Origin of the sequence: Sphingomonas profundi (genome assembly GCF_009739515.1) — a bacterium.
In the GTDB taxonomy this organism is placed as follows: domain Bacteria; phylum Pseudomonadota; class Alphaproteobacteria; order Sphingomonadales; family Sphingomonadaceae; genus Alterirhizorhabdus; species Alterirhizorhabdus profundi.
Window position 1 is genome coordinate 2,985,285 of record NZ_CP046535.1, and the last position, 19,928, is coordinate 3,005,212.

The window sequence follows — 19,928 nt, forward strand, 5'->3', positions numbered from 1 at the left end:
ATGGCTCAGCCGATCGCCAGCCCGGCCAGTTCGGCGGCCACCGCCAGGGCCGCCGGCGCCAGCGCCAGCGCGGCGCGGCCGCGTGACGGCCGGCAGGCGGGATCGCGCGCCCACTCGCCCAGCGCCACCGCCAGCGCCATCGCGGCGGCCAGCATCGTCCAGAGATTGTAGCGCAGGTCCGGCGCCACACTGATCATCGCATAGGCGCCGCCATAGCCGGCCGCCGAGGCGGCCAGCCCCAGCACGAAGCGGCGCGACGGCAGCCGGGTCGTGCTGGCGCCGGCCGCCAGCAGCAGCCCCAGCGCCACCGCCAGCCACGTCGCCGGCCGGCCGAGCGGCGAGGTGGCCAGCCCCATCGCCGCCCGGCGGACCAGCAGCGTGGCGGCATTGGGCACGAAGCGCAGGCCGAACGGATTGGGCTCCGACATGATGTAGACCGCGTCGTCCGGCACGGCCGGCACGAACAGCCGCATGTTGCGGTTGAAATGGGCGAGGCGGTGGCGCGCCCACGCGCCGGGTGCCGCGGCGACCGCGCCGATCCAGATCGCCGCCGGCGATCGCGCCTGCGCCGCCGCATGGGCGAACAGCGCATCCTCCACCCGGTCGCACGTCTCGCCGAAGCCGGGATTATACTGCGCCGGATCGTAGCAGCGCGCCGTGACCCGCGCGGCCACCGCCGGGGCGAGATTGGGGTAGGCGGTGGCGTCGCCATGCGCGACGATGCCGGCCAGATCGAAGTTGAGCAGTGAGAAGATCGGCTGCGCGCGGTGCGGCCGCAGCATCACCCGATTGATCAGCGCGCCGGCGGCGAACAGCAGCGCCGCCGACAGCACCAGCGCCGCCGCCAGCCGGGCCGGCCGATCGGTCCAGCGCGGCGGCAGCAGCGCCACCAGCAGCGGCGCGGTGGCGAAGGGCGCGTTGATCCGCGTTGCGCTGGCGAAGACGAGCAGGCCGACGGCCAGCGGCACCGCCGCGCGCGGCCGGGCGAGGATCAGCGCGGCGGCCAGCAGGCAGCAGGCGGCGAGCAGCGGATCCTTGAGGATGGCGCCCATCTGGCCGAACGGGATCGGCGCCGCCGCCACCAGCAGCACGGCCGCCGCCGCCCACCCGTCGCCACGCCGGCGCAGCGTGTCGGCGATCAGCCACGCCGCCGCCCAGTAGAGCGCGCACTGCGCCAGCAGCACCGGCGCGGTGCCCGGCCCCAGCGGCATCAGCTGGCGCCACGCCCAGGCAGTGGCGGGCGGGTGCCAGTCGTCATACCGGCCGGAAAGCGCCTGCCCCCACTGGAACACCGTGTCCGGCGTGATGACGCCCCAGCGGAACGCCGCGATCTGCGCGGCGTACAGCAGCGCGACGGCGAGGGCCGGCGGCCAGGCCGGGAAGGCGGCGCCGCGCCTAGCGCGCGGCAACGCGCCCGCTCCGCTCCAGCTTGCCCCAGCCCACGCTCGGGCCGCGCACCGCCTGCACGATCGCCTTCAGCACGACATAGTACATCACCTGACGATAGCCGATCCGCTGCGGCACCAGCAGCCACAGCAGCCGCCACCGCTCCCGCCGTTCCAGCGCGAAGGCGATGATCGCGGCCAGCAGATCGATCGCGGTGAAGATCAGCCAGTAGGTCAGCATCCGGCCGAGATCGGTCTCGGTCTGCGCCCAGCCGTGCGCCTGCACCCGCGCCCAGGTATCCAGCATGCTGAAGATCAGGGCCAGATCGATGATCGGCGAGATCGCCGCCAGCAGGATCTGGAACAGGATCGCCTGCGGCAGGCCGATCCGGGCCAGGCCGCGCGGCCGCCCCTCGCCGATCAGGCGGCCGTGCTTCCACAGGCATTGCAGCGTGCCGAACGCCCAGCGGAAGCGCTGCTTGGCGAGCGCGCCGAAGCTCTCCGGCGCCTCCGTCCACGCCACCGCATATTGATCGTAATGCACGCGCCAGCCGCGCCGCTGGATGGCGATCGTCAGATCCTGATCCTCGGCCAGCGTATCGGCCGGGTAGCCGCCGGCGGCCTTCAGCGTGCGCGTGCGCCACGCGCCGACCGCGCCGGGCACCACCGTCATCGCATCCAGCCGGGCGAGCGCGCGCCGCTCCAGATTCTGCGCGGTGATATATTCCAGCGCCTGCCAGCAGGTCACCAGATTCACCCGGTTGCCCACCTTGGCGTTGCCGGCGACGGCGCCGAGCCGGGGATCGCCGAACCACCGCGCCAGCCGCGCGATCGTCGTCGGCTCGAACTGGGTGTCGGCATCCAGCGCGATCATGATCTCGCTGTCGACCAGATCGAGCGCGCGGTTCAGCGCGCGCGCCTTGCCGCCATTCTCCAGGGTCAGCAGCCTAACGCGCGGCTCGTCGCCGAAGGCGGCCGCCACCACGGCGCTGGTGCGGTCCCGCGATCCGTCGTCGATCACGATCACGTCCACCTGCACGTCGCGGCTCTCCAGCACGCGGCGCACGGCGCGCTCGATCACGCGCTCCTCGTTATAGGCGGGGATCAGCACGGTGACGCGCACCGCCGGGTCGATCTCCGGAAACACCGTCCGCGCCTCGCGCCGGGCCTGCACCAGCGCGAGCGCGGAGAGCGCCAGCGCGCGGGCGATGCCCAGGGTGATCGCGACCATGAAGATCCACTTCAGCGCGATCGTCGTCCAGCCGAGGAACAGGAACAGGCCGAGGTCCGCCTGCGCCGCCAGCCGGTCGCTCTTGGAGATCGGCGGATTCACCGTGCCCGGCTTCAGCCCGGCCAGCGCCGATACGGTGACGAAGCGATAGCCCTGCGCGCGCAGGCGATCGATCAGCAGCGGCAGCGCGGCCACCGTCTGCGCGCGATCGCCGCCGGCATCGTGCAGCAGCACGATGTTGCCGCTGCGCTCCGGGCTGGAGGCGTCCGCCCCCTCCACCGTGCGGTCGACGATCGCCTGCACGCCCGGCCGCTTCCAGTCGCCCGGATCGACATGCAGGCCGACCGAGAGGTAGCCGAGCTGCTGCGCCTGCGCGACCGGCCCGATCTCGTCCGCCGTCGTCGGCTCGGCATCGCCGAAATAGGGCGCGCGGAACAGCCGCAGCGAGCGGCCGGTGAACGCCTGGAACAGCCGCTGGGTGGAGTTCAGCTCCAGCACCGTCTCGTTCTCGCTGGCGCGGGCGAGGTTCGGGTGGGTGTAGGTGTGGCTGCCCACCTCATGCCCCTCGGCGATCAGCCGGCGCAGCAGGCCGCGCTCGGTCAGCCCGTTCTCGCCGACGACGAAGAAGGTCGCCGGCACGTTCTTCGCCTTCAGGATGTCGAGGATCTTCGGCGTCCAGTCCGGGTCCGGCCCGTCGTCGAAGGTCAGCGCGATCTCGTGCGGGCGGTAGCCGGTCCGCTCAACCTGGTAGGGCGATGGCAGGCGCAGGAAGGTCTGCTCGGCGATCAGGCCGTGGCTGCCGGTGGCGATGCGGCGCTCGCCCGTGACGGGGACGGCGCCGATGCGCAATATCTCACCATTTCCCTCGATATCGACGTTGGTGCCGGCCGGGATGGCGCGGATCTCCTGCGGGCTTGGCAGCGTGCGGTTGTCGCGCCCGAACAACCGCCACAGCGAGGGATCCTCGCTGCCCAGCCGCCACAGCGCGACCGATCGCACGCCCATCCGCTGCAGCGCCAGCATCTGGTTGTAGGCGCTGGCGGCATCGGCGATCCACACGTCGTGCTGCTGGCCGGCCTCCTCGTAGCGGAAGCGGCTGTTGCCGCTGTCCGGATCGAAGGCGGGCACGACGCTGGATTCGCGGGCGTTGAGCCACGCTTCCTCCACCGAGAGCGCGTCCGTCTCGCCGCCCTTCTTCCAGTCATAGGCGTAAGAGCCGATCGCCACGACCATGCGATCCGGCGGGATCGCCCGCGCCGCCTTGACGACGACCTGCTCGAACCAGTGCTGCGAAGCGATCGGGCCGGGATCGCCGCCCTGATAATGCTCGTCATAGGCCATCAGGAACAGCTTGTCGGCCACCTTGGCGTAGGCGGCGAGATCCCATTCCGGATTGTCCGCCGGCACCGCGATGGCGACGATCCACCGCCGCTTGGCGAAGCGGGCATGCGCCTCCGCCAGGAAGCGGCGATAGTCGGCGTGGGCGGCGGGCGGCAGATCCTCGAAATCGAAGAAGGCGCCGTCGGCCCGGTTGGCGAGCAGCAGCGCCTCGACCCGGTCCAGCGTCGTCTTTCGCGCCGCCGGATCGTGCAGCAGCGCGGCCAGGCCCGGCCCGTCCCACTCGCCCTGGATCGCGTTCTGCACCATCGGCAGCACCTTGGGGCGGTGCACCGCGCGGGCAAGGATCGCCTTGCCGCGTATGTCGGGGAAGGACGTGACGCGATGATCCGGCCCGGTGATCGAGAGCCAGCCCGGCACCACCCAGTCCAGCTCCTCCACGTGGCGCAGCAGCGAGGCGGCGCTGGCATCGTCCCACGGCGCGGTGAAGGCGATCGCCAGCGGCGCGTTGCCCTGGGCGTGGGGGCCGGTCCACAGCCGCTTGGCATAATGGAGGATGCGGTTGAGCGAGCGATCGGACTTGCGCGCGAAACCGTCCTGCCGGCCGATCGAGGATGGCCGCTCCACCTGGAACGGCAGCTGCTCCTGCGGCACCACCGCGATGATGGTGGCGGCGAAGCCGGCGGCGGCGAGGATGGCGAGCAGCACGAAGGCGACCACGGCGAGGCGGAACCGCCGCCGCCGCCGCCCGGACGCATCGTAGAAGACCGGAGCCTCGCCTGTCATGGTCCGCCGCGCGTCGCCTTCCCCGATCGATCGCCCGTCGATAGCCGCACTGGCCGGCCGGCGCCATCGAAGACGATCGCGGCGGCTGAACCACCGGGCGCGGCGGTCGGCAAGTGAACTTGCCGACATCAAGCCGGCGGCGGAACCGATCGACGGCCTGTCCGTCTTGCCGGGCGTGTCTGTGTGCCGAAATGTTGCTGGCGGGAGCGGGCGATGCCCGTCACCGCCAGGATGCGCCCGCTCGCTGACCGGTCGCGGCCGGCAGAGGCGCGCCGGTTCCGCCGCTTTTGGGATACCGCGCATGATCGGCGGTCGATAAGGCTGTGTCGATCCGCCCCGCTTCGCCCCTCCTGAACGGCAGTCGCGCATGACCGAAGACGACGATCGCAAGACCGACGAGCATGAGGCAAGCGACGGCGAGCCCGCCGAACAGGCCGACGGGAAGAAGAGCGGCGACGGGGACAAAGACGCCAAGAAGCGTCGCGACCGCGGCGACGACAAGGACGGAGACGACGAGGACGGCGGCGAAAAGAACGACGACGCCGAGGACGACGACGAAGAGGACGAGGACGACAAGAAGGACAAGGGTCCGCCGCTCTACAAGCGGCCGGTCTTCTGGATCGTCGGCGGCATCGTGCTCGTCATCCTCATCGTCGGCGGGGTGCTGTGGTGGCTGCACGCGCGCCGCTTCCAATCGACCGACGACGCCTTCATCGACGCGCATATCGTCCGCATCGCGGCGCAGACCAGCGGGCGGGTGATCTACGTCGCGCCATCGGACAACCGCCACGTCCGCATCGGCCAGCTGCTCGCCGCGATCGAGCCCGGCACCCCGGCCGCCAGCCGGCTGGAAGCGGTGGCCGGCGTCTCCCAGGCCGACGCGGCGATCGCGCAGGCGCAGGCGCGCGTGCTCTCCGCCCGGGCCACCCGGCGGCAGGCCGCCGCGAACGCGCTGGCGCCGGAGGCGGACGCCCGCCGCGCCGCGCGCGATTATGCGCGCTACCTCGATCTGCTGCGCCGCGACGCGCTGGCCGCCGCCGCCACGCAGGTGGATCAGGCGCGCGCGCAGGCGGAGAGCACCGCCGCCCAGGCGCTCGCCGCCCGCCGCCAGGTGCAGACCGCCGCCGCCGACGTGCTGGCCGCCGCCAAGGAGGTGGACGCCGCGCGCGCCCAGCGCGCGGCCGCCGTCGCCCGCGTGCGCCAGGCGGACGTCACCCTCTCCTACCTGCGCATCCAGGCGCCGCTGAACGGCCAGGTCGTCAACCGGCAGGTGAATGTCGGCAGCTATCTGGCGCCGGGCCAGCAACTGATGGCGATCGTACCCGATCAGATGTGGGTCACGGCGAATTTCAAGGAGACCCAGCTGGAGCATATGCGCCGCGGCCAGCACGTCGATATCGAGGTGGATGCCTATCCCGGCGTGCGCTTCAGCGGCCATGTCGATTCGATCCAGCGCGGCGCCGGCCAAGCCTTCGCCCTGCTGCCGCCGCAGAACGCCACCGGCAACTATGTGAAGGTGGTGCAGCGCGTGCCGGTGCGGATCGTGTTCGATCGCGTCTATTCGAAACGCTACGTGCTCGGCCCCGGCATGTCGGTGGTGCCGCGCGTGACGGTGCGCTGATGGCGGAGAAGTGGACGGACGCGCGATCCGCCGCCGGCAAGCGCAATCCGTGGCTGATCGTCGGCGTCATCAGCCTCGCCACCTTCATGGAGGTGCTGGACACCTCGATCGCCAACGTCTCGCTCACCCACATCGCCGGCGGCCTCTCCGCCAGCCAGGACGAGGCGACGTGGGTGCTGACCAGCTATCTGGTGGCGAACGCGATCGTCATCCCGATCTCCGGCTGGCTGTCCGACGTGATCGGGCGCAAGCGCTACTACATGATCTCGGTGGCGCTCTTCACCGGCTCGTCGCTGCTGTGCGGCCTCTCGCCCAGCCTGCCGGTGCTGATCTTCGCGCGCATCCTGCAGGGCATCGGCGGCGGCGGCCTCGCGCCGTCCGAACAGTCGTTCCTGGCCGACACCTTTCCGCCCAAGAAGCGCGGGCAGGCATTCGCCGCCTATGGCGTCGTGGTGGTGGTCGGCCCGGTACTGGGGCCGACCCTCGGCGGCTGGATCACCGACAATATCAGCTGGCACTGGATCTTCCTCATCAACGTGCCGGTCGGCATCGTCTCGCTGCTGCTGGTCAACGCCTTCGTGGTGGAGCCCAAGATCCTGCAGAAGGAGCGGCGGGAGCGGCTGAAGGGCGGCCTGAAGGTCGATTATGTCGGCTTCGCCCTCGTGGCGCTGGGCCTCGGCTGCCTGGAGCTGACGCTCGATCGCGGCGAGCGGGACGACTGGTTCGCCAGCGGCTTCATCACCACCGCGGCGATCGTGTCGGTCGTCTCGATCATCGGCCTGGTGCTGTGGGAGCTGAACCGCAAGGATCCGGTGGTTAACGTCCGCCTGCTCGGCAACCGCAACTTCGCGATCACGATCATGTTCATGGTGACGACGGGGGCCGTGCTGTTCGGCACCACCGCGATCATTCCGCAGATGCTGCAGCAGGTGTTCAACTACAACGCCACCAACGCCGGCCTGGCGCTCACCACCGGCGGCATCGCCACGCTGATCGCGATGCCGATCGTCGGCCAGCTGGCGGGTCGGGTGGATACGCGCGCGCTGCTGGTGCCGGCGCTGCTGCTGCAGGCGGTGGCGCTGTGGTACATGTCCGGCTGGAACACCAGCATCAGCTACGGCGACGCATCGTTCGGCCGGCTCATCTCGGCCGCCGGCCTGCCCTTCCTGTTCATCCCGATCACCACCGCCGCCTATGTCGGCCTGCGGCCGGACCAGACCAACGATGCCTCCGCGCTGCTCAACGTGGCGCGCAACCTGGGCGGCAGCCTGGGCATCGCGATCTCGCAGGCGGCGCTGATCGAGCGCGGGCAATATCATCAGGATCGCATCGTCGAGACGCTGAACCCGCTGAACCCGGAATATGTGACGGGGCTGGACCAGCTGGGCCGGATGATCGGCGGCGCGGCCGACGGCACCAATGCCGCGCTGGCGGCGCTCTACCAGCAGGTGCAGCAGCAGGCGCAGATGCTGGCCTATGTCGATGTGTATTTCGGCTTCATGATCTTCGTGCTCGTCATCGCCCCGTTCGGCCTGTTCATCCGCCAGGGGCGCGGCGGCGGGGCGCACGGATGAGGCGGCCGCCCGCCCCCGCCGTCGCTCCGACGGCCGCCCTCGTCGCAGCGCTTGCGCTGGCCGGCTGCACCGTGGGGCCGAACTATCGCGCGCCGCAGATGCCGGCACCCGCCCGCTTCGGCGAGGTGACGCCCGATCGCGCCGCCACGCCCGCGCCGCCGATGACGGCATGGTGGCGCGCCTTCGGCGATGCGGAGCTGGAACGGCTGATCGCCATCGCGCTGGCCGAGAGCCCCGACGTCGCCACCGCCACCGCCCGCATCGCCGCCGCCCGCGCGCAGGAACGCGCGGCGCGCGCCGCCTATCTGCCGGAGGTGAACGCACAGGCCGGCGTCAACAGCCTGAAGTTCAGCAAGAATGCCGGCCTCTCCTCCCTCTCCAGCCTGTTCGGCGGCGGCGAGGCCGGCGGCGCGGGCGGCACCGGCGGGGGTGCCGCCGGCGGTACGGGCGGCGGCACCGGATCGGGCATCGCGCTGCCGGGCAACAGCGTCACCACCTTCTCCGTCGGCTTCGACGCCAGCTGGGAGATCGACCTGTTCGGCGGCGTCGCCCGCCAGAACCAGGCGGCCCGCGCCCGCACGCAGGCGGCGATCTGGAATGCGCGCGACGCCCAGCTCTCCCTGATCGGCGACATCGCCGACGCCTATCTCCAGCTGCGCACCCTGCAGACGCGCGAGACGATCGCCCGCGCCGAGGTGGATCGCCAGTCCCGCAACCTGAAGCTGATGGCGGAGACGGCGAAGTCGGGCCTGGTGCCGGAGGGCGACTATGTGCGCCAGCGGGCGCAGCTGGCCAATGCCGAGGCGGTGGTCGGCCCGATCGTGGCCGAGGGCAAGGCGGAGATGCACGCGCTGGGCGTGCTGCTGGGCCGCACGCCGGATTCGCTGATCGCGGAGCTGGCGGTTCCGCGCCCGCAGCTGGCGCCGCCGCCCGAGATTCCGCCCGGCCTGCCCGCCGATCTGCTGCGCCGCCGGCCGGACATCCGCGCCGCCGAGCGCTCGCTGGCCGCAGCCACTGCCGATATCGGCGTGGCGGTGGCCGATCTGTTTCCGCGCCTGACCCTCACCGGCATGGCGCAGCTGATCTCCACTGCGCTCGGCAATCTCTTCTCCGGCGACAGCCTGCAGCTGACCGGCAATGCCGGCGCGATGTTCCCGGTGCTCGATTTCGGGCGCCGCTCCAGCACCGTCACCGCGCGGCGGGCGCAGGCGGACGAGGCGTATCAGGACTATCGCAGGACGGTGCTCTCCGCCCTGCGCGACGTGGAGGATGCGCTGATCCGCATCCATACCGAGCAGCAGCGGCAGGCGGCGCTGAAGCGCGGCGTGACCGACGCGGCGCGGGCGGTGCACGCGGTGGAGGCGCGCTACGAGAGCGGCCTGGTGCCGTTCGGCGACGTGCTTGAGGCGCGCCAGTCCGTCCTGTCCGGACAGGACCAGCTTGCCCAGAGCGACGGCCAGCTGCGCCGCGACCTGCTGTCCTTCTACAAGGCGCTTGGCGGCGGCTGGGAGGATCTGCCGCTCGCCGAGACGAAGGCCGGCGCGGCATCCCCCGCCTATGTGGCGCCGCGCGGAACGCCGCTTGTCCCCGGCGAGGCGGGCGACTAGGCCGGCGCTTTCCCTTCACGGAAAGCGAGACGGCGATGGCGGACCCTGACGCGACGGCCGATGCGCGGCCAAGCGGCCTTCAGCAGTTGCGGGCGATGATGGCGGCCGGCACCGGCGCGCCCATCGCCGAGACGCTGCGCTTCCGGCTGGTGGAAGCCGATGAGGACCATGTCGCGTTCGAGGGCGCGCCCGATCGCAGCGTCTACAATCCGATCGGGTCGGTGCATGGCGGCTATGCCGCCACCCTGCTCGATTCCGCGTGCGGCTGCGCGGTGCATGCGCGGCTCGCGGCCGACCAGGCCTATACGACGCTGGAGCTGAAGATTTCCTATCTGCGCGCCATCAGCGAGGCCACGGGGCCGGTGCGGGCCGAGGGCCGCGTGGTGCAGATGGGCCGCCGCGCCGCCTTTGCCGAGGCCACGCTGGCCGACGCGGCCGGCCGGCTGCTGGCGACTGCCACCTCCACCCTGCTCGTGTTCGCACGATAGCGCCGCCGCCCATGAACCCGCGGGGCCGCTGGGCGTTCACCCCTTCTCGATAAACGAGGAGGGATCGTGACGAACATCGCCAGTCCGGCCACGAAGCTGAGGGGCGATGAGCCCGCAGCCTACTCGCCGCAGGGTCTCGCGGATCGGCGGGAGCTGGCCTTCGTCGCGGTGGAGCGGACGCGGATGCCGATGGTCGTCACCGATCCGCGCCAGCCGAACAATCCGATCGTGCTGGCGAACCGCGCCTTCCTCGATCTCACCGGCTTCTCGGCGGAGGAGGTGATCGGGCAGAATTGCCGCTTCATGCAGGGCCCGGAGACCGACCCCGCCGCCATCGGCGAGATCCGCGCCGGCCTGGCCGAAGGCCGCGAGGTGACGGTGGAGCTGGTCAACTACCGCAAGGATGGAAGCAGCTTCTGGAACCAGCTGTTCATCAGCCCGGTGCACGACGACGACGGGCAGCTGCTCTATTTCTTCGCCTCGCAGCTGGACGTCACCCGCCGCCGTGCCGCCACCGCGATGGAGCTGGAGGAACAACGCCTGCTGCGCGAGGTGGATCATCGCGCCAAGAACGCGCTGGCGCTGGTGCAGGGCATCGTCAGGCTCAGCCGCGCGGACGACGCCGCCGCCTACGCCCACGCGGTGCAGGGCCGCGTCGATGCCCTCGCCCGCGCCCACTCGCTGCTGGCGGAGCAGGGCTGGCGCCCGGTTTCGCTCGATCGCGTGATCCAGGGCGAGGTGGAGCCGTTCGGCGCGCGCCGCGCCGAGCTGACCGGCCCGCCCACCAGCATCGCCGCGCTGCACGTGCAGCCGCTGGCCCTCTTGCTGCACGAGATGATGGCCAATGCTGCGCAGCATGGTGCCCTCTCCGACCCGGGCGGACAGATCGCGATCGACTGGCACGACGAGGGCGACATCCACATCCGCTGGAGCGAGACTGGCGGCCCGGCGCCGTCGACGGAACGCCGGCCGGGCTTCGGATCCAGCATGATGGCGGCCATCGCCCGGCGCCAGCTGAACGGCCGCATGACCTTCGACTGGGCGGCCGAGGGCCTCCGCAGCGAGCTGGTCTTCCCGCAGCACCGCACGCACCGCGCCTGAGACCGCCCGTTGCGACCGGCGCCGCGTGCATTTAGCCTCGCGCCATGGCACGGCCTCACCCGCTCGACCGCCCGGTGTGGCAGGCACTGACGACCAGGCAGGCGCCTCTCGCAATTGGCAATGCGGCCGCGCTGCGGCTCTCGCCCGATTACGGCCCGTTCGCCGCCGCCGCCGATGGGTCGGCGGAAAGCCTGGCGGCGCTGGCCGCGCTCCTGCCTGCCGAAGGCGGGCTCTGGCTGCTGGAGGCGGGGGAGATGCCGGCGCCGCCCGGCACCGCCATCACCGCCCGCGCGGCCTGCCACCAGATGATCGCGGAGCGCGTGGCGCCGCACGTCCCCGCCACCGCCTTCGAGCCCCTCGGCGAGAACGACGCCGCCGAGATGCGCGCGCTGGCGGCGCTGACCCGACCGGGTCCGTTCGCCGGGCACACCCACCGCTTCGGAGGGTTCATCGGGGTGAGGGTGGCGGGCAGGCTCGTGGCGATGGCGGGCGAGAGGATGAAGCCGGACGGCTATGCGGAGGTGAGCGGCGTGTGCACCCATCCCGATCATCGCGGCCGCGGCCATGCCGCCGCCCTGATGCGCGCGGTGATGGCAGGCATCGCGGCGCGCGGCGAGACGCCGTTCCTCCACGTCTACGCCAGCAACGGCGGCGCCGTGGCGCTCTACGAGACGCTGGGCTTCGCCATCCGCGCGACCTTGACCAAGACGGTGCTCGTCCGCGCCTGACCGTCAGCCCGGCCTAGCTAGGCCGGATCGGCATCAAGCGGATCATGCCAGTTTGACTTGCTTTTAAGCAAAGCGCTCATCCTGAGGAGCCATTGAGCCTGTCGAAATGGCGTCTCGAAGGACATGGACAATCCTTCGAGACGGGTCTTCGCCTCCGCTCAGCCCCTTCTCAGGATGAGCGGACATGCAAGGAGCTGGATGTCGATCCGACCTAGCGCTCGATCGCCTCGCGCTTCATCGGCGCAAGCTTGGCCAGCAGGCGGTTCTGCGCCGTGAACGGCACGCCCTCGGCGCGCATCGCCGCCTGCAGATTCTCGATCAGCGCCCCCAGATCGGCGGTCTGCAGGCCCAGATCCTTGTGCGCCGCCTTCATCGTGCGGCCGGTATAGTCGCAGCCGCCGCCTAGGATGTAGCAGAACTGCTCCTTCAGCGTGCGGCGTAGGCGGACGAGATCCTGGTTCCGGAAGATGTCGCCGATACGTGGATCGGCGACGCTGCGATCGACCATGCCGTCGACGATCCGGTCGACGCCCGCCCGGGTGTGAAAGGCGCGCCACAGCGTGTCGCCGGCGAACGGCGTCGCGCCGGCGTTGGCATTGCTCGCCACATAGGGATGAACCGGTTCCTCGCCCAACGGAACGGCAAGCGCGGCGGCGGCGATTAGGATCAGCAGGGCCATGGTCAGAAGCTCGTCTGGAGGGAGAGATAGAGGCCGCGCTGCCCCTTCAGCGTCGCGATGCTGCCGAGATCGGCATAGGCGACGGTGACGGCGACGTTGCGGGTGACGGCGTAGGCGGCGAACAGATCGAACGCATCGTCCTCCCGTGCGAAGCGCAGATTGTTCGGCCGGCTGCGATATTCGCCGCCGACGAGCAGTCGCCGCGTCAGCAGCATGCCGGCCGATCCCTCCACCTGCGCGCGATAGCCGCCGTGGCGATCGCCGCCGAAGCCCAGCAGGCCCACCTGATTGGCCTTGGTGAGGCGGAGGGTAGCATCGACGACGAGGCTGCGGGCCAGCAGCACCTTGGTGGCGGCGACGTAGAAATCGGTGCCGTGGGCGGATCGGCCGCCCAGCGCGCGGATCACCGCGCCGCGATTGGCGCGCTTGTGCTGCACGCCGATGGCGATCTGCGGCAGCAGGCGATCCTGATCGTACACGGCATCGCCGGCCAGGCGCAGCTTGGCGCCGTAGACGTCCTGCGAGAAGGCGTAGCCGCGGCCCAGCCCCAGCGCGGTGCCGGCGGCGCGCGTATCGAACCGCTGGCGGGCGTAGCTCAGCTCCACGCGATCGAACGCGCCCACCGCCGCGCCGAACGTGGTCAGGCCGAAATCGTCGAGCTGCACCTGCGTCACGTGCGCGCTGGCGCCGACGCCCGCGTCCGTCTCGTTGCCGGCGATGAACGCCCAGCTCGCCAGGCCGCCGCCGGCCGCCCCCTCGATGCTGGTGACGCCGCCGGTCAGCAGCAGCTTGCCGCCGTCCCGCCACTCCCCGGCGACAGCCGGCGCGGCGGCGAAGAACAGGCAGAATGAAGCGGCCAGAAGCCGGGGGAACAGCATCGATCAAGCCCTGTCGTACACGATCATCACGGGTCGGAGACGCCGAACAGCGCCCGCCCTTCCGACTCCGCCAATGGCCACATTGCTAGGGGACGTTGCTTAAGTTCTTCTCAATGGCTGCTAATTAGAGGCGGCAGGATGATCCGCAGAAGAGTCCTCCCGGCCGCCCTCCTCGTCGCCTGCGGCACGGCGCCGGCCGGCGCCACCACGCTGGACGTGATCGTGCGCGACGCCGCCGGCAGCGCGCTGCCCAATGCGGTGGTGATGCTGGAGAGCGGCCCGCCGCAGACCGCTCGGACGATCCGCTTCCCGTGGCCCGCCGTTGTCGCCCAGCAGGACATCCAGTTCGCCCCCTATGTGCTGATCGTGCCGGTCGGCGCGCAGGTGAGCTTCCCGAACCGGGACAAGGTGCGCCACCACGTCTACTCCTTCTCCCGCCCCAAGAAGTTCGAGCTGAAGCTGTACGGCCGCGAGGAAGCGCGCACCGTGCTGTTCGACAAGCCGGGGCCGGTCGCGCTCGGCTGCAACATCCACGATCGGATGACGGGCTTCATCATGGTGGTGGACACGCCGTTCGCCGCGCGCACCGATGCCGCCGGGCGGGTGAGCCTCGCCAACGTGCCCGCCGGCGAGGCGCGGCTGCGGGTGTGGCATCCGCTGGCCCGCGCGCCCGGCGGCGAGACGGCGCAGGCGCTGTCGCTGCCGGCCAACGGCGCGATCGCGCGCATCGTGGCGCTGCCGGTACGGGCGCCGGCGGCGCGCTGATGCCTCGCTTCCAGACCCTGCGCGCCAAGCTCTCGGTGCTCTATGCCGGGCTGTTCGTGCTGGTGATGGTGATGCTGGCGATCGTCGCCCAGCTGCTGATCGCCGCCAATGCAAACCGATCCGTGCGCAGCGAACTGGTCGCCAGCAGCAGCGTGTTCGGCCGCATCTGGACGCTGCGGGCGCGCGCGCTGGGCGACAGCGCCGAGGTGCTGGCGCACGATTTCGGCTTCCGCTCGGCGGTCGCCACCGGCGATCGGCCGACGATCGCATCGGCGTTGGCCAACCTGCGCAGCCGCGCCCGCGTGGCGAGCGCCTTCGTGACGATGCAGGACGGCACGGTCATCGGCTCCGGCCCGCCGGTGCTGCGCGCGCTGGCCCGCGACGTGCCGTTCCGCATGAGCGAGGATGGCGGCGACGCCGTGGTCGCGGGCGGCGGCATGGCGGTGCGGATGGTGGTGGCGCCCATCCTGGCGCCGACGCAGGTCGGCTCCGTCGTGTTCGCCGTGCCGATCGACTCGGCCGATCTCCACGCCCTCGAACGCCTATCCTCGATCCCGCTGACGGCGATGGTCGTGCATCGCAACAGCTCCGGCCTGTGGACGACGCGCGAGGATGCGCCGATCGCGGAGACGGTCGCGCTCAACGCCTTCGTCGGCAAGGCGCTGGCCCAGCCGCGGCCGGAAACGCTGCGCCTGCGCGGCGAGAAGGGCATCGCGCTGGCGCGGGCGCTGCCCTCGGTGGATGGCAAGCCGGAAGCGGTGCTGCTGCTCAGCTATCCGCTGGCCAAGGCGATGGCGCCGTTCCGCAGCCTCCAGTTCGGCATCCTCGGGGCCGGCATACTCGGGCTTCTGCTGGTGCTGGCCGGCAGCATCCGCCTGGCGCGCGGCATCGCCGAGCCGATCGCCGCGCTGGATCGCGCCGCCCGCGCGCTTGGCGAGGGCGAGTTCACCAAGGTGCCGGTGATCGGCGACGACGAGGTCGCGCACCTGGCCGCCAGCTTCAACGCCATGGCTGACGGGATCGTCTTTCGCGAGAACCGCATCGCCCACCTCGCCTTCCACGATACGCTGACGTCGCTGCCCAACCGCGTGCTGTTCCGCGAGCAGCTGGATGCGGCGCTGCGATCGGCCAGCCGGCGGGGCACGGCGATGGCGCTGCTGTGCCTCGATCTCGATGGCTTCAAGGCGGTGAACGACACGCTGGGCCATCCGATCGGCGACAAGCTGCTGCGCGAGATCGCGACCTTGCTGGAGGCGGTGGCGGAAGGCGCGCTCGTCTCCCGCCTGGGCGGCGACGAGTTCGCCATCATCCTGGCCGATCAGGGCGACGATCGCGCGCGGCTGCTGGCGCAGGCCATCCTCGATCGCATGCGCCGGTCGATCGACGTATCCGGCCACCAGATCGCGACGGGATCGAGCATCGGCATCGCGATCGGCCCGGCGGACGGCGAGGATGCCGACACGCTGCTGAAGAATGCCGATCTGGCGCTCTACCGCGCCAAGCAGGACGGGCGCGGCGTGGCGCGGTTCTTCGAGCCGGCGCTGGACGCCGCCGCGCGCAGGCGCCGGCAGATGGAGATCGACCTGCGCGAGGCGCTTGCCAACGGCCAGCTCAGCCTCGATTTTCAGCCCATCTATGCGCTGGTGAACGACAGCATCAGCGGCTTCGAGGCGCTGCTGCGCTGGCACCACCCGGAGCACGGGCTGATCCCGCCGGTGGAGTTCATCCCCGTGGCCGAGGATACCGGCCTGATTCAGCAGATCGGCGAATGGGTGATCCACGAGGCGTGCCGCCAGGCGATGACGTGGCCGGGCGCGCTGCGCGTGGCGGTGAACGTATCGCCGCTGCAGTTCCGCAATCCGGGCCTTGCCAACATCATCTTCCAGGCGATCGGGCGCAGCGGCCTGCCGCCGGCGCGGCTGGAGATCGAGATCACCGAATCGATCTTCCTCGACTCGGCCGATGCGACGCTGGCGATGCTGCACCGGCTGCGCACGCTGGGCATCCGCATCGCGCTGGACGATTTCGGCACCGGCTATTCCAGCCTCAGCTACCTGCGCAGCTTCCCGTTCGACAAGATCAAGATCGATCGCAGCTTCGTGACCGACATCAACGCCACGCAGAGTGCTGCGGCGATCGTCCACGCCATCGTCGACCTCGCCCGCGCGCTGGGCATGGAGACGACGGCCGAGGGGGTGGAGGACGAGCGCCAGCTCACCGAACTGCGCCAGCAGGGGTGCAGCAGCATCCAGGGCTATCTGATGAGCCGGCCGATCCCCGCGGGCGAGGTGGTGGACATGCTGCTGCGCGAAGCGGGTACGCGCCGCGTGGCGTGATCGCCGGGCTGGCGGCAGCCGGTCAGGCCGGACCGCGAAGGCCGCTCACATCCATCATCCGGCCCTTGGTGATGATCACCTTGTCGCCGATCCGGGCCTGGGCGAACAGCTTCTGCGCGAAGGGCTTCGGCACGCCGATGCAGCCGTGCGTCGCCGCATCCCACGAGACCTCGCTGGCGTGGACGAACACGCCGTCGTTGGTCAGCCGCATCGCGTAGGGCATCGGCGCGCCGTACAGGTTCGACACGTGATGCGCATCCTTCTGCAGGATCGGGAAGGTGCCGAGCGGCGTGGGCTTGCTGTCCGCCCCGTAGAGGATCGGCGCGGCGCCGATCTCGTAACCGTCGCGGAAGATCGAGAGCATCTCGGCGGCGAGATCGATGGTGATGACGATCGGCCCCTGCGGCACGCCGGCATCGTCCCACGCATACTCGCCGTGATGCAGCGGCGCCTTCAGATCGAGCACGCGACGGACCACGAACGCGTCGTCACCCGCCGCCGCCGGCAACGCGACCGGCGCTGCGGCGGGCGGCGGCGCGGCCTGCGCGATCGGCGCGGGTGCCTTTGCGGCGGGTGGCGACGGCGCGGCGGCGGGCTCGGTCGCCGTGCGCCCGCTCATCTGGAAGGCGAGCAGGCCCAGCGCGCCAGCGAACAGCAGCTTGCCGCCGACCGCGCCGGCCTTCCCGAATCGCCCGTCCATCACGATCGCTCCCGCATGATCGCGGGTGATCGCGCAAAGCGCCGCCCCGCGCCAGACGGCGATTTCGCCCGTCCCGGCGCGCAACGGCATGGCAGGCGGAGGTTAACGATCCGTCGCGGCGATCTGCCCCGCCGCCCCCGGTTCGCCGAGCAGGTTCGCCTGCCAGAACATCAGGCTCGTCCAGAACTGATAATCCTGATTGGCCTTCTTGGCGAAGCCGTGGCCCTCGTCCTGCCCCAGCAGGCTCCACGCCGTGCGCCCCTTGGCGCGCACCGCATCGACGATCTGCTTCGCCTCGCTGGCCGGCACGCGCGGATCGTTGCCGCCCGTCACCACCATCAGCGGGATGGTCAGCCGGTCGACGCTGGTCAGCGGCGAGATCGCCATCAGCTTGGCGCGCTGCTTCGGCACGCGCTCGTCGCCATATTCCACGCGCCGCAGATCGCGGCGGTAGCTCTGCGTATTCTCCAAAAAGGTGACGAAGTTCGATATGGCGACGACGCAGTTGGCCGCCTTCACCCGCTCGCCGTAGCGGATGGCGACGGCGTAGCACATGTAGCCGCCATAGCTGCCGCCGGTCTCGGCGAACCTCGTGGCGTCGAGCGCCGGATCCTTCTCCAGCCGGTCGAGGAAGGCGCCGATGTCCTTCACCGAATCCTCGCGCCGGAACGGCCCGTTGTCGAGGCTGACGAACGTCTTGCCGTAGCCGGACGAGCCGCGCACGTTGGGGTAGAAGATGGCGATGCCGAGCTCGTTCAGCAGATAGTTGTTGCGGCCGAGGAAGCCGGGGCGGGACTGCCCTTCCGGCCCGCCATGGATGTTCAGGATCAGCGGCCGCCTGCCCGGGAACTTCGCCGGATCGGGCCGGTAGAGGAAGCCGGACACGGCCTTGCCGTCGAAGCTCTTCACCTCGACCAGCTCCGGCTCGACATTCCTCGTCACGTCCAGGCCGCCCGTCTCGCTGGTCGTCCAGCGCTTCACCGCCATGCTCCGCGGGTCGACGGAGTAGACGTCCGCCGCGCTCTTGGCGGAGGTGAACGTCAGGCCGATCTCGCCCCACGGCGCCACCTCGATGCCGCCGATCTGGCCGGCGGGCAGGCCGTCCACCGTGCGCACCGCCCTGGTCCGCGGATCGAGCAGCCGCAGCCGGGCGACGCCCGCCTCGTTCACGGCATAGGCGACGAAGCTGCCGTCGCGGGCGATGTCGAAATCCTCGACGTCCCACTTCGCCTCCGGCGCCACCACGGTGAAGCGGCCGGTCTTCAGGTCCACCGTGCCCAGGCGCTGATATTCCGATCCCTCGTCCGAAGTCGCCCACAGCGTGCCGTCCGGCGCGAACTTGGCGGCGCCCCAGGCGATCGCCTTGCGATGGTCGCCGATCGGCGTCATCCGCCCGGTCGCGACGTCCATCAGCCACAGGTTCGACTTGGTGATCGACAGATATTCGCCGACCACCGCTTTGCTCCGATCGGGCGAGAAGCCGGCGATCGCCCAGCCGCCGCCCTTCACCTCGGCCACCATCCGGCCGCTCGCCGGATCGCGCGGATCGACGACGTAGAGGTCGCTGTCGGTGCCGTTGCGACGGGTGGAGCTGTAGCCCAGCAGCGCGCCGTCCTCGCTCCACGCATTCAGCTCGTTGCGGCTCTTGCCGTCGGTGAGCAGGGTGAGGCGGCCGTCCTTCAGCGTGTAGAGCTGGAAGAACTCGCTGCCGCCAATGTCCTTCTGCACCACCATCACGTCGCCCTTGCCCGGCGCCCACGCGGCGGCCGAGATGCGATCGGCCTCGAAGCTCAGCTGGGTGCGCGCGGCGCCCGGCTGCTTCACGCCGTGCACCTGCGCCGTGTTGCCGAAGCGGGTGGTGATCAGCACCGAGCGATCGACCGGATTCCAGCTCTCGAACGCGGCCGTGCGATATTCCATGTAGGCACGCGTGCGATCGGCAAGGGCGGCCGGCACCGGCGGAATGCCGTCCGCCACCAGCGCGGCGGGCTTCTCCACCGGCGGTGGCGCGGCGGCGGGTGCCTGGGCGGGCGCAGCGGCAGGTGCCTGGGCGGCTGTTTGCGCGGCTGTCTGGGCTGTGGCGGATACGGAGGTGGCGAGCAGGCCCGCCATGAGGATCGATCGCATGAGAACTCCCTGATAGTCCTATGCTGTCACTATGCGGCAACGGTCAGTCGCGGCGGAAGATATATTCCTCGTCGTGCCAACTGCCCACCGGGAAGCGATACTCGCCCACCTTGCGGAAACCCTTCGCCTCGTAGACGGCGTGCGCCCTGAGATTGCCGGACCATGCGCCGAGCCACACCGGCCCCGGCCGCGTGGCGGCGAGATGATCGAGCGCGGTATCGAGCAGCCGGCGGCCCAGGCCCGTGCCCTGCGCGGTGCCGCGCACGTAGATCTGGTACAGCTCGCCCGCGCCCGCCACCACCTGCGGGTGGGGCAGCTTGCAGGGGCCGACATGGGCGTAGCCGTGCAATCCGTCGGCCCCCTCCGCCACCCACGTCGCATGGCCGGGATCGGCGATCTCGCGGGCGACGGCGGCGGGCGCGTAGCTCGCCGTCTCGAACGCGGCGAGGTCGGCGGGCGGATAGGGGATGGCGAACCCGCCCTCCAGAAAGGTCTCGCGAAAGGTGGCGAGCTTCAGCGCCGCCAGAGCGGGCACGTCCTGGGCGGCGGCGGGGCGGATGGAGCAGATCATGCCGCCGCGCTTA

Annotated in this window: 15 protein-coding genes; 8 read left to right on the plus strand and 7 right to left on the minus strand. The window is 70.9% G+C overall.

Features of this window, described 5'->3' with window-relative positions; all coding sequences use genetic code 11:
- Window positions 1-5: 5 nt before the first annotated feature.
- The gene (locus GNT64_RS14305; protein ID WP_231639015.1) at window positions 6-1,409 is read right to left on the minus strand and encodes a hypothetical protein; all 1,404 of its coding nucleotides are present in this window, start codon (window positions 1,407-1,409) and stop codon (window positions 6-8) included.
- Window positions 1,396-4,740 carry a glycosyltransferase gene (locus GNT64_RS14310; RefSeq protein WP_156680139.1) on the minus strand — a complete coding sequence of 1,115 codons (3,345 nt, stop codon included), beginning with the start codon at window positions 4,738-4,740 and terminating at the stop codon, window positions 1,396-1,398. Before GNT64_RS14310 ends, GNT64_RS14305 begins: the two co-directional genes overlap by 14 nt.
- Window positions 4,741-5,107: 367 nt before the next feature.
- On the opposite strand from GNT64_RS14310, the gene GNT64_RS14315 reads away from it, so the two are divergent.
- The 6 genes from GNT64_RS14315 to GNT64_RS14340 all read left to right on the plus strand — a co-directional run bounded on the left by GNT64_RS14315 (window position 5,108) and on the right by GNT64_RS14340 (window position 11,859).
- Window positions 5,108-6,361 carry an HlyD family secretion protein gene (locus GNT64_RS14315; protein ID WP_156680140.1) on the plus strand — a complete coding sequence of 418 codons (1,254 nt, stop codon included), beginning with the start codon at window positions 5,108-5,110 and terminating at the stop codon, window positions 6,359-6,361.
- A complete protein-coding gene (locus tag GNT64_RS14320) occupies window positions 6,361-7,935 on the plus strand; it encodes a DHA2 family efflux MFS transporter permease subunit (protein WP_156680141.1) in 1,575 nt (524 codons plus the stop codon). Before GNT64_RS14315 ends, GNT64_RS14320 begins: the two co-directional genes overlap by 1 nt.
- Complete coding sequence (locus GNT64_RS14325) at window positions 7,932-9,542, plus strand: efflux transporter outer membrane subunit (protein ID WP_156680142.1); 1,611 nt, start codon at window positions 7,932-7,934, stop codon at window positions 9,540-9,542. The genes GNT64_RS14320 and GNT64_RS14325 overlap by 4 nt, the downstream gene beginning before the upstream one ends.
- A gap of 35 nt (window positions 9,543-9,577) precedes the next feature.
- Entirely contained in the window at window positions 9,578-10,030 is a 453-nt protein-coding gene (locus tag GNT64_RS14330) for a PaaI family thioesterase (protein ID WP_156680143.1), read from the plus strand.
- Window positions 10,031-10,096: 66 nt separating this feature from the next.
- Complete coding sequence (gene lov, locus GNT64_RS14335) at window positions 10,097-11,131, plus strand: blue-light-activated histidine kinase (protein WP_231639016.1); 1,035 nt, start codon at window positions 10,097-10,099, stop codon at window positions 11,129-11,131.
- A 44-nt stretch (window positions 11,132-11,175) separates the two neighbouring features.
- Entirely contained in the window at window positions 11,176-11,859 is a 684-nt protein-coding gene (locus GNT64_RS14340; RefSeq protein ID WP_156680144.1) for a GNAT family N-acetyltransferase, read from the plus strand.
- 211 nt (window positions 11,860-12,070) lie between these two features.
- Here the strand turns inward: GNT64_RS14340 and GNT64_RS14345 are convergent, their stop codons facing one another.
- Together GNT64_RS14345 and GNT64_RS14350 are read right to left on the minus strand one after the other, a co-directional pair.
- Window positions 12,071-12,538, minus strand: coding sequence for a group I truncated hemoglobin (locus GNT64_RS14345; protein ID WP_156680145.1), 468 nt, complete (start codon window positions 12,536-12,538; stop codon window positions 12,071-12,073).
- A gap of 2 nt (window positions 12,539-12,540) precedes the next feature.
- Window positions 12,541-13,416: a DUF3034 family protein gene (locus GNT64_RS14350; RefSeq protein ID WP_156680146.1), complete on the minus strand. Its 876-nt coding sequence runs from the start codon at window positions 13,414-13,416 to the stop codon at window positions 12,541-12,543.
- Between the two features lie 138 nt (window positions 13,417-13,554).
- Here GNT64_RS14350 and GNT64_RS14355 point away from each other — a divergent pair, with 138 nt between their 5' ends.
- Both GNT64_RS14355 and GNT64_RS14360 read left to right on the plus strand, forming a co-directional pair.
- Window positions 13,555-14,181 carry a methylamine utilization protein gene (locus tag GNT64_RS14355; protein WP_156680147.1) on the plus strand — a complete coding sequence of 209 codons (627 nt, stop codon included), beginning with the start codon at window positions 13,555-13,557 and terminating at the stop codon, window positions 14,179-14,181.
- Window positions 14,181-16,517, plus strand: a complete 2,337-nt coding sequence (locus GNT64_RS14360) for a putative bifunctional diguanylate cyclase/phosphodiesterase (protein ID WP_156680148.1) — start codon at window positions 14,181-14,183, stop codon at window positions 16,515-16,517. The genes GNT64_RS14355 and GNT64_RS14360 overlap by 1 nt, the downstream gene beginning before the upstream one ends.
- A gap of 22 nt (window positions 16,518-16,539) precedes the next feature.
- On the opposite strand, the gene GNT64_RS14365 is transcribed toward GNT64_RS14360, so the two are convergent.
- The 3 genes from GNT64_RS14365 to GNT64_RS14375 form a co-directional block, all read right to left on the minus strand.
- On the minus strand, window positions 16,540-17,217 hold the full coding sequence (locus GNT64_RS14365) for a L,D-transpeptidase family protein (protein WP_156680149.1): 678 nt from the start codon (window positions 17,215-17,217) through the stop codon (window positions 16,540-16,542).
- Between the two features lie 102 nt (window positions 17,218-17,319).
- On the minus strand, window positions 17,320-19,344 hold the full coding sequence (locus GNT64_RS14370; RefSeq protein WP_156680150.1) for a S9 family peptidase: 2,025 nt from the start codon (window positions 19,342-19,344) through the stop codon (window positions 17,320-17,322).
- 43 nt (window positions 19,345-19,387) lie between these two features.
- The gene (locus GNT64_RS14375; protein ID WP_156680151.1) at window positions 19,388-19,915 is read right to left on the minus strand and encodes a GNAT family N-acetyltransferase; all 528 of its coding nucleotides are present in this window, start codon (window positions 19,913-19,915) and stop codon (window positions 19,388-19,390) included.
- Between the last annotated feature and the right edge of the window lie 13 nt (window positions 19,916-19,928).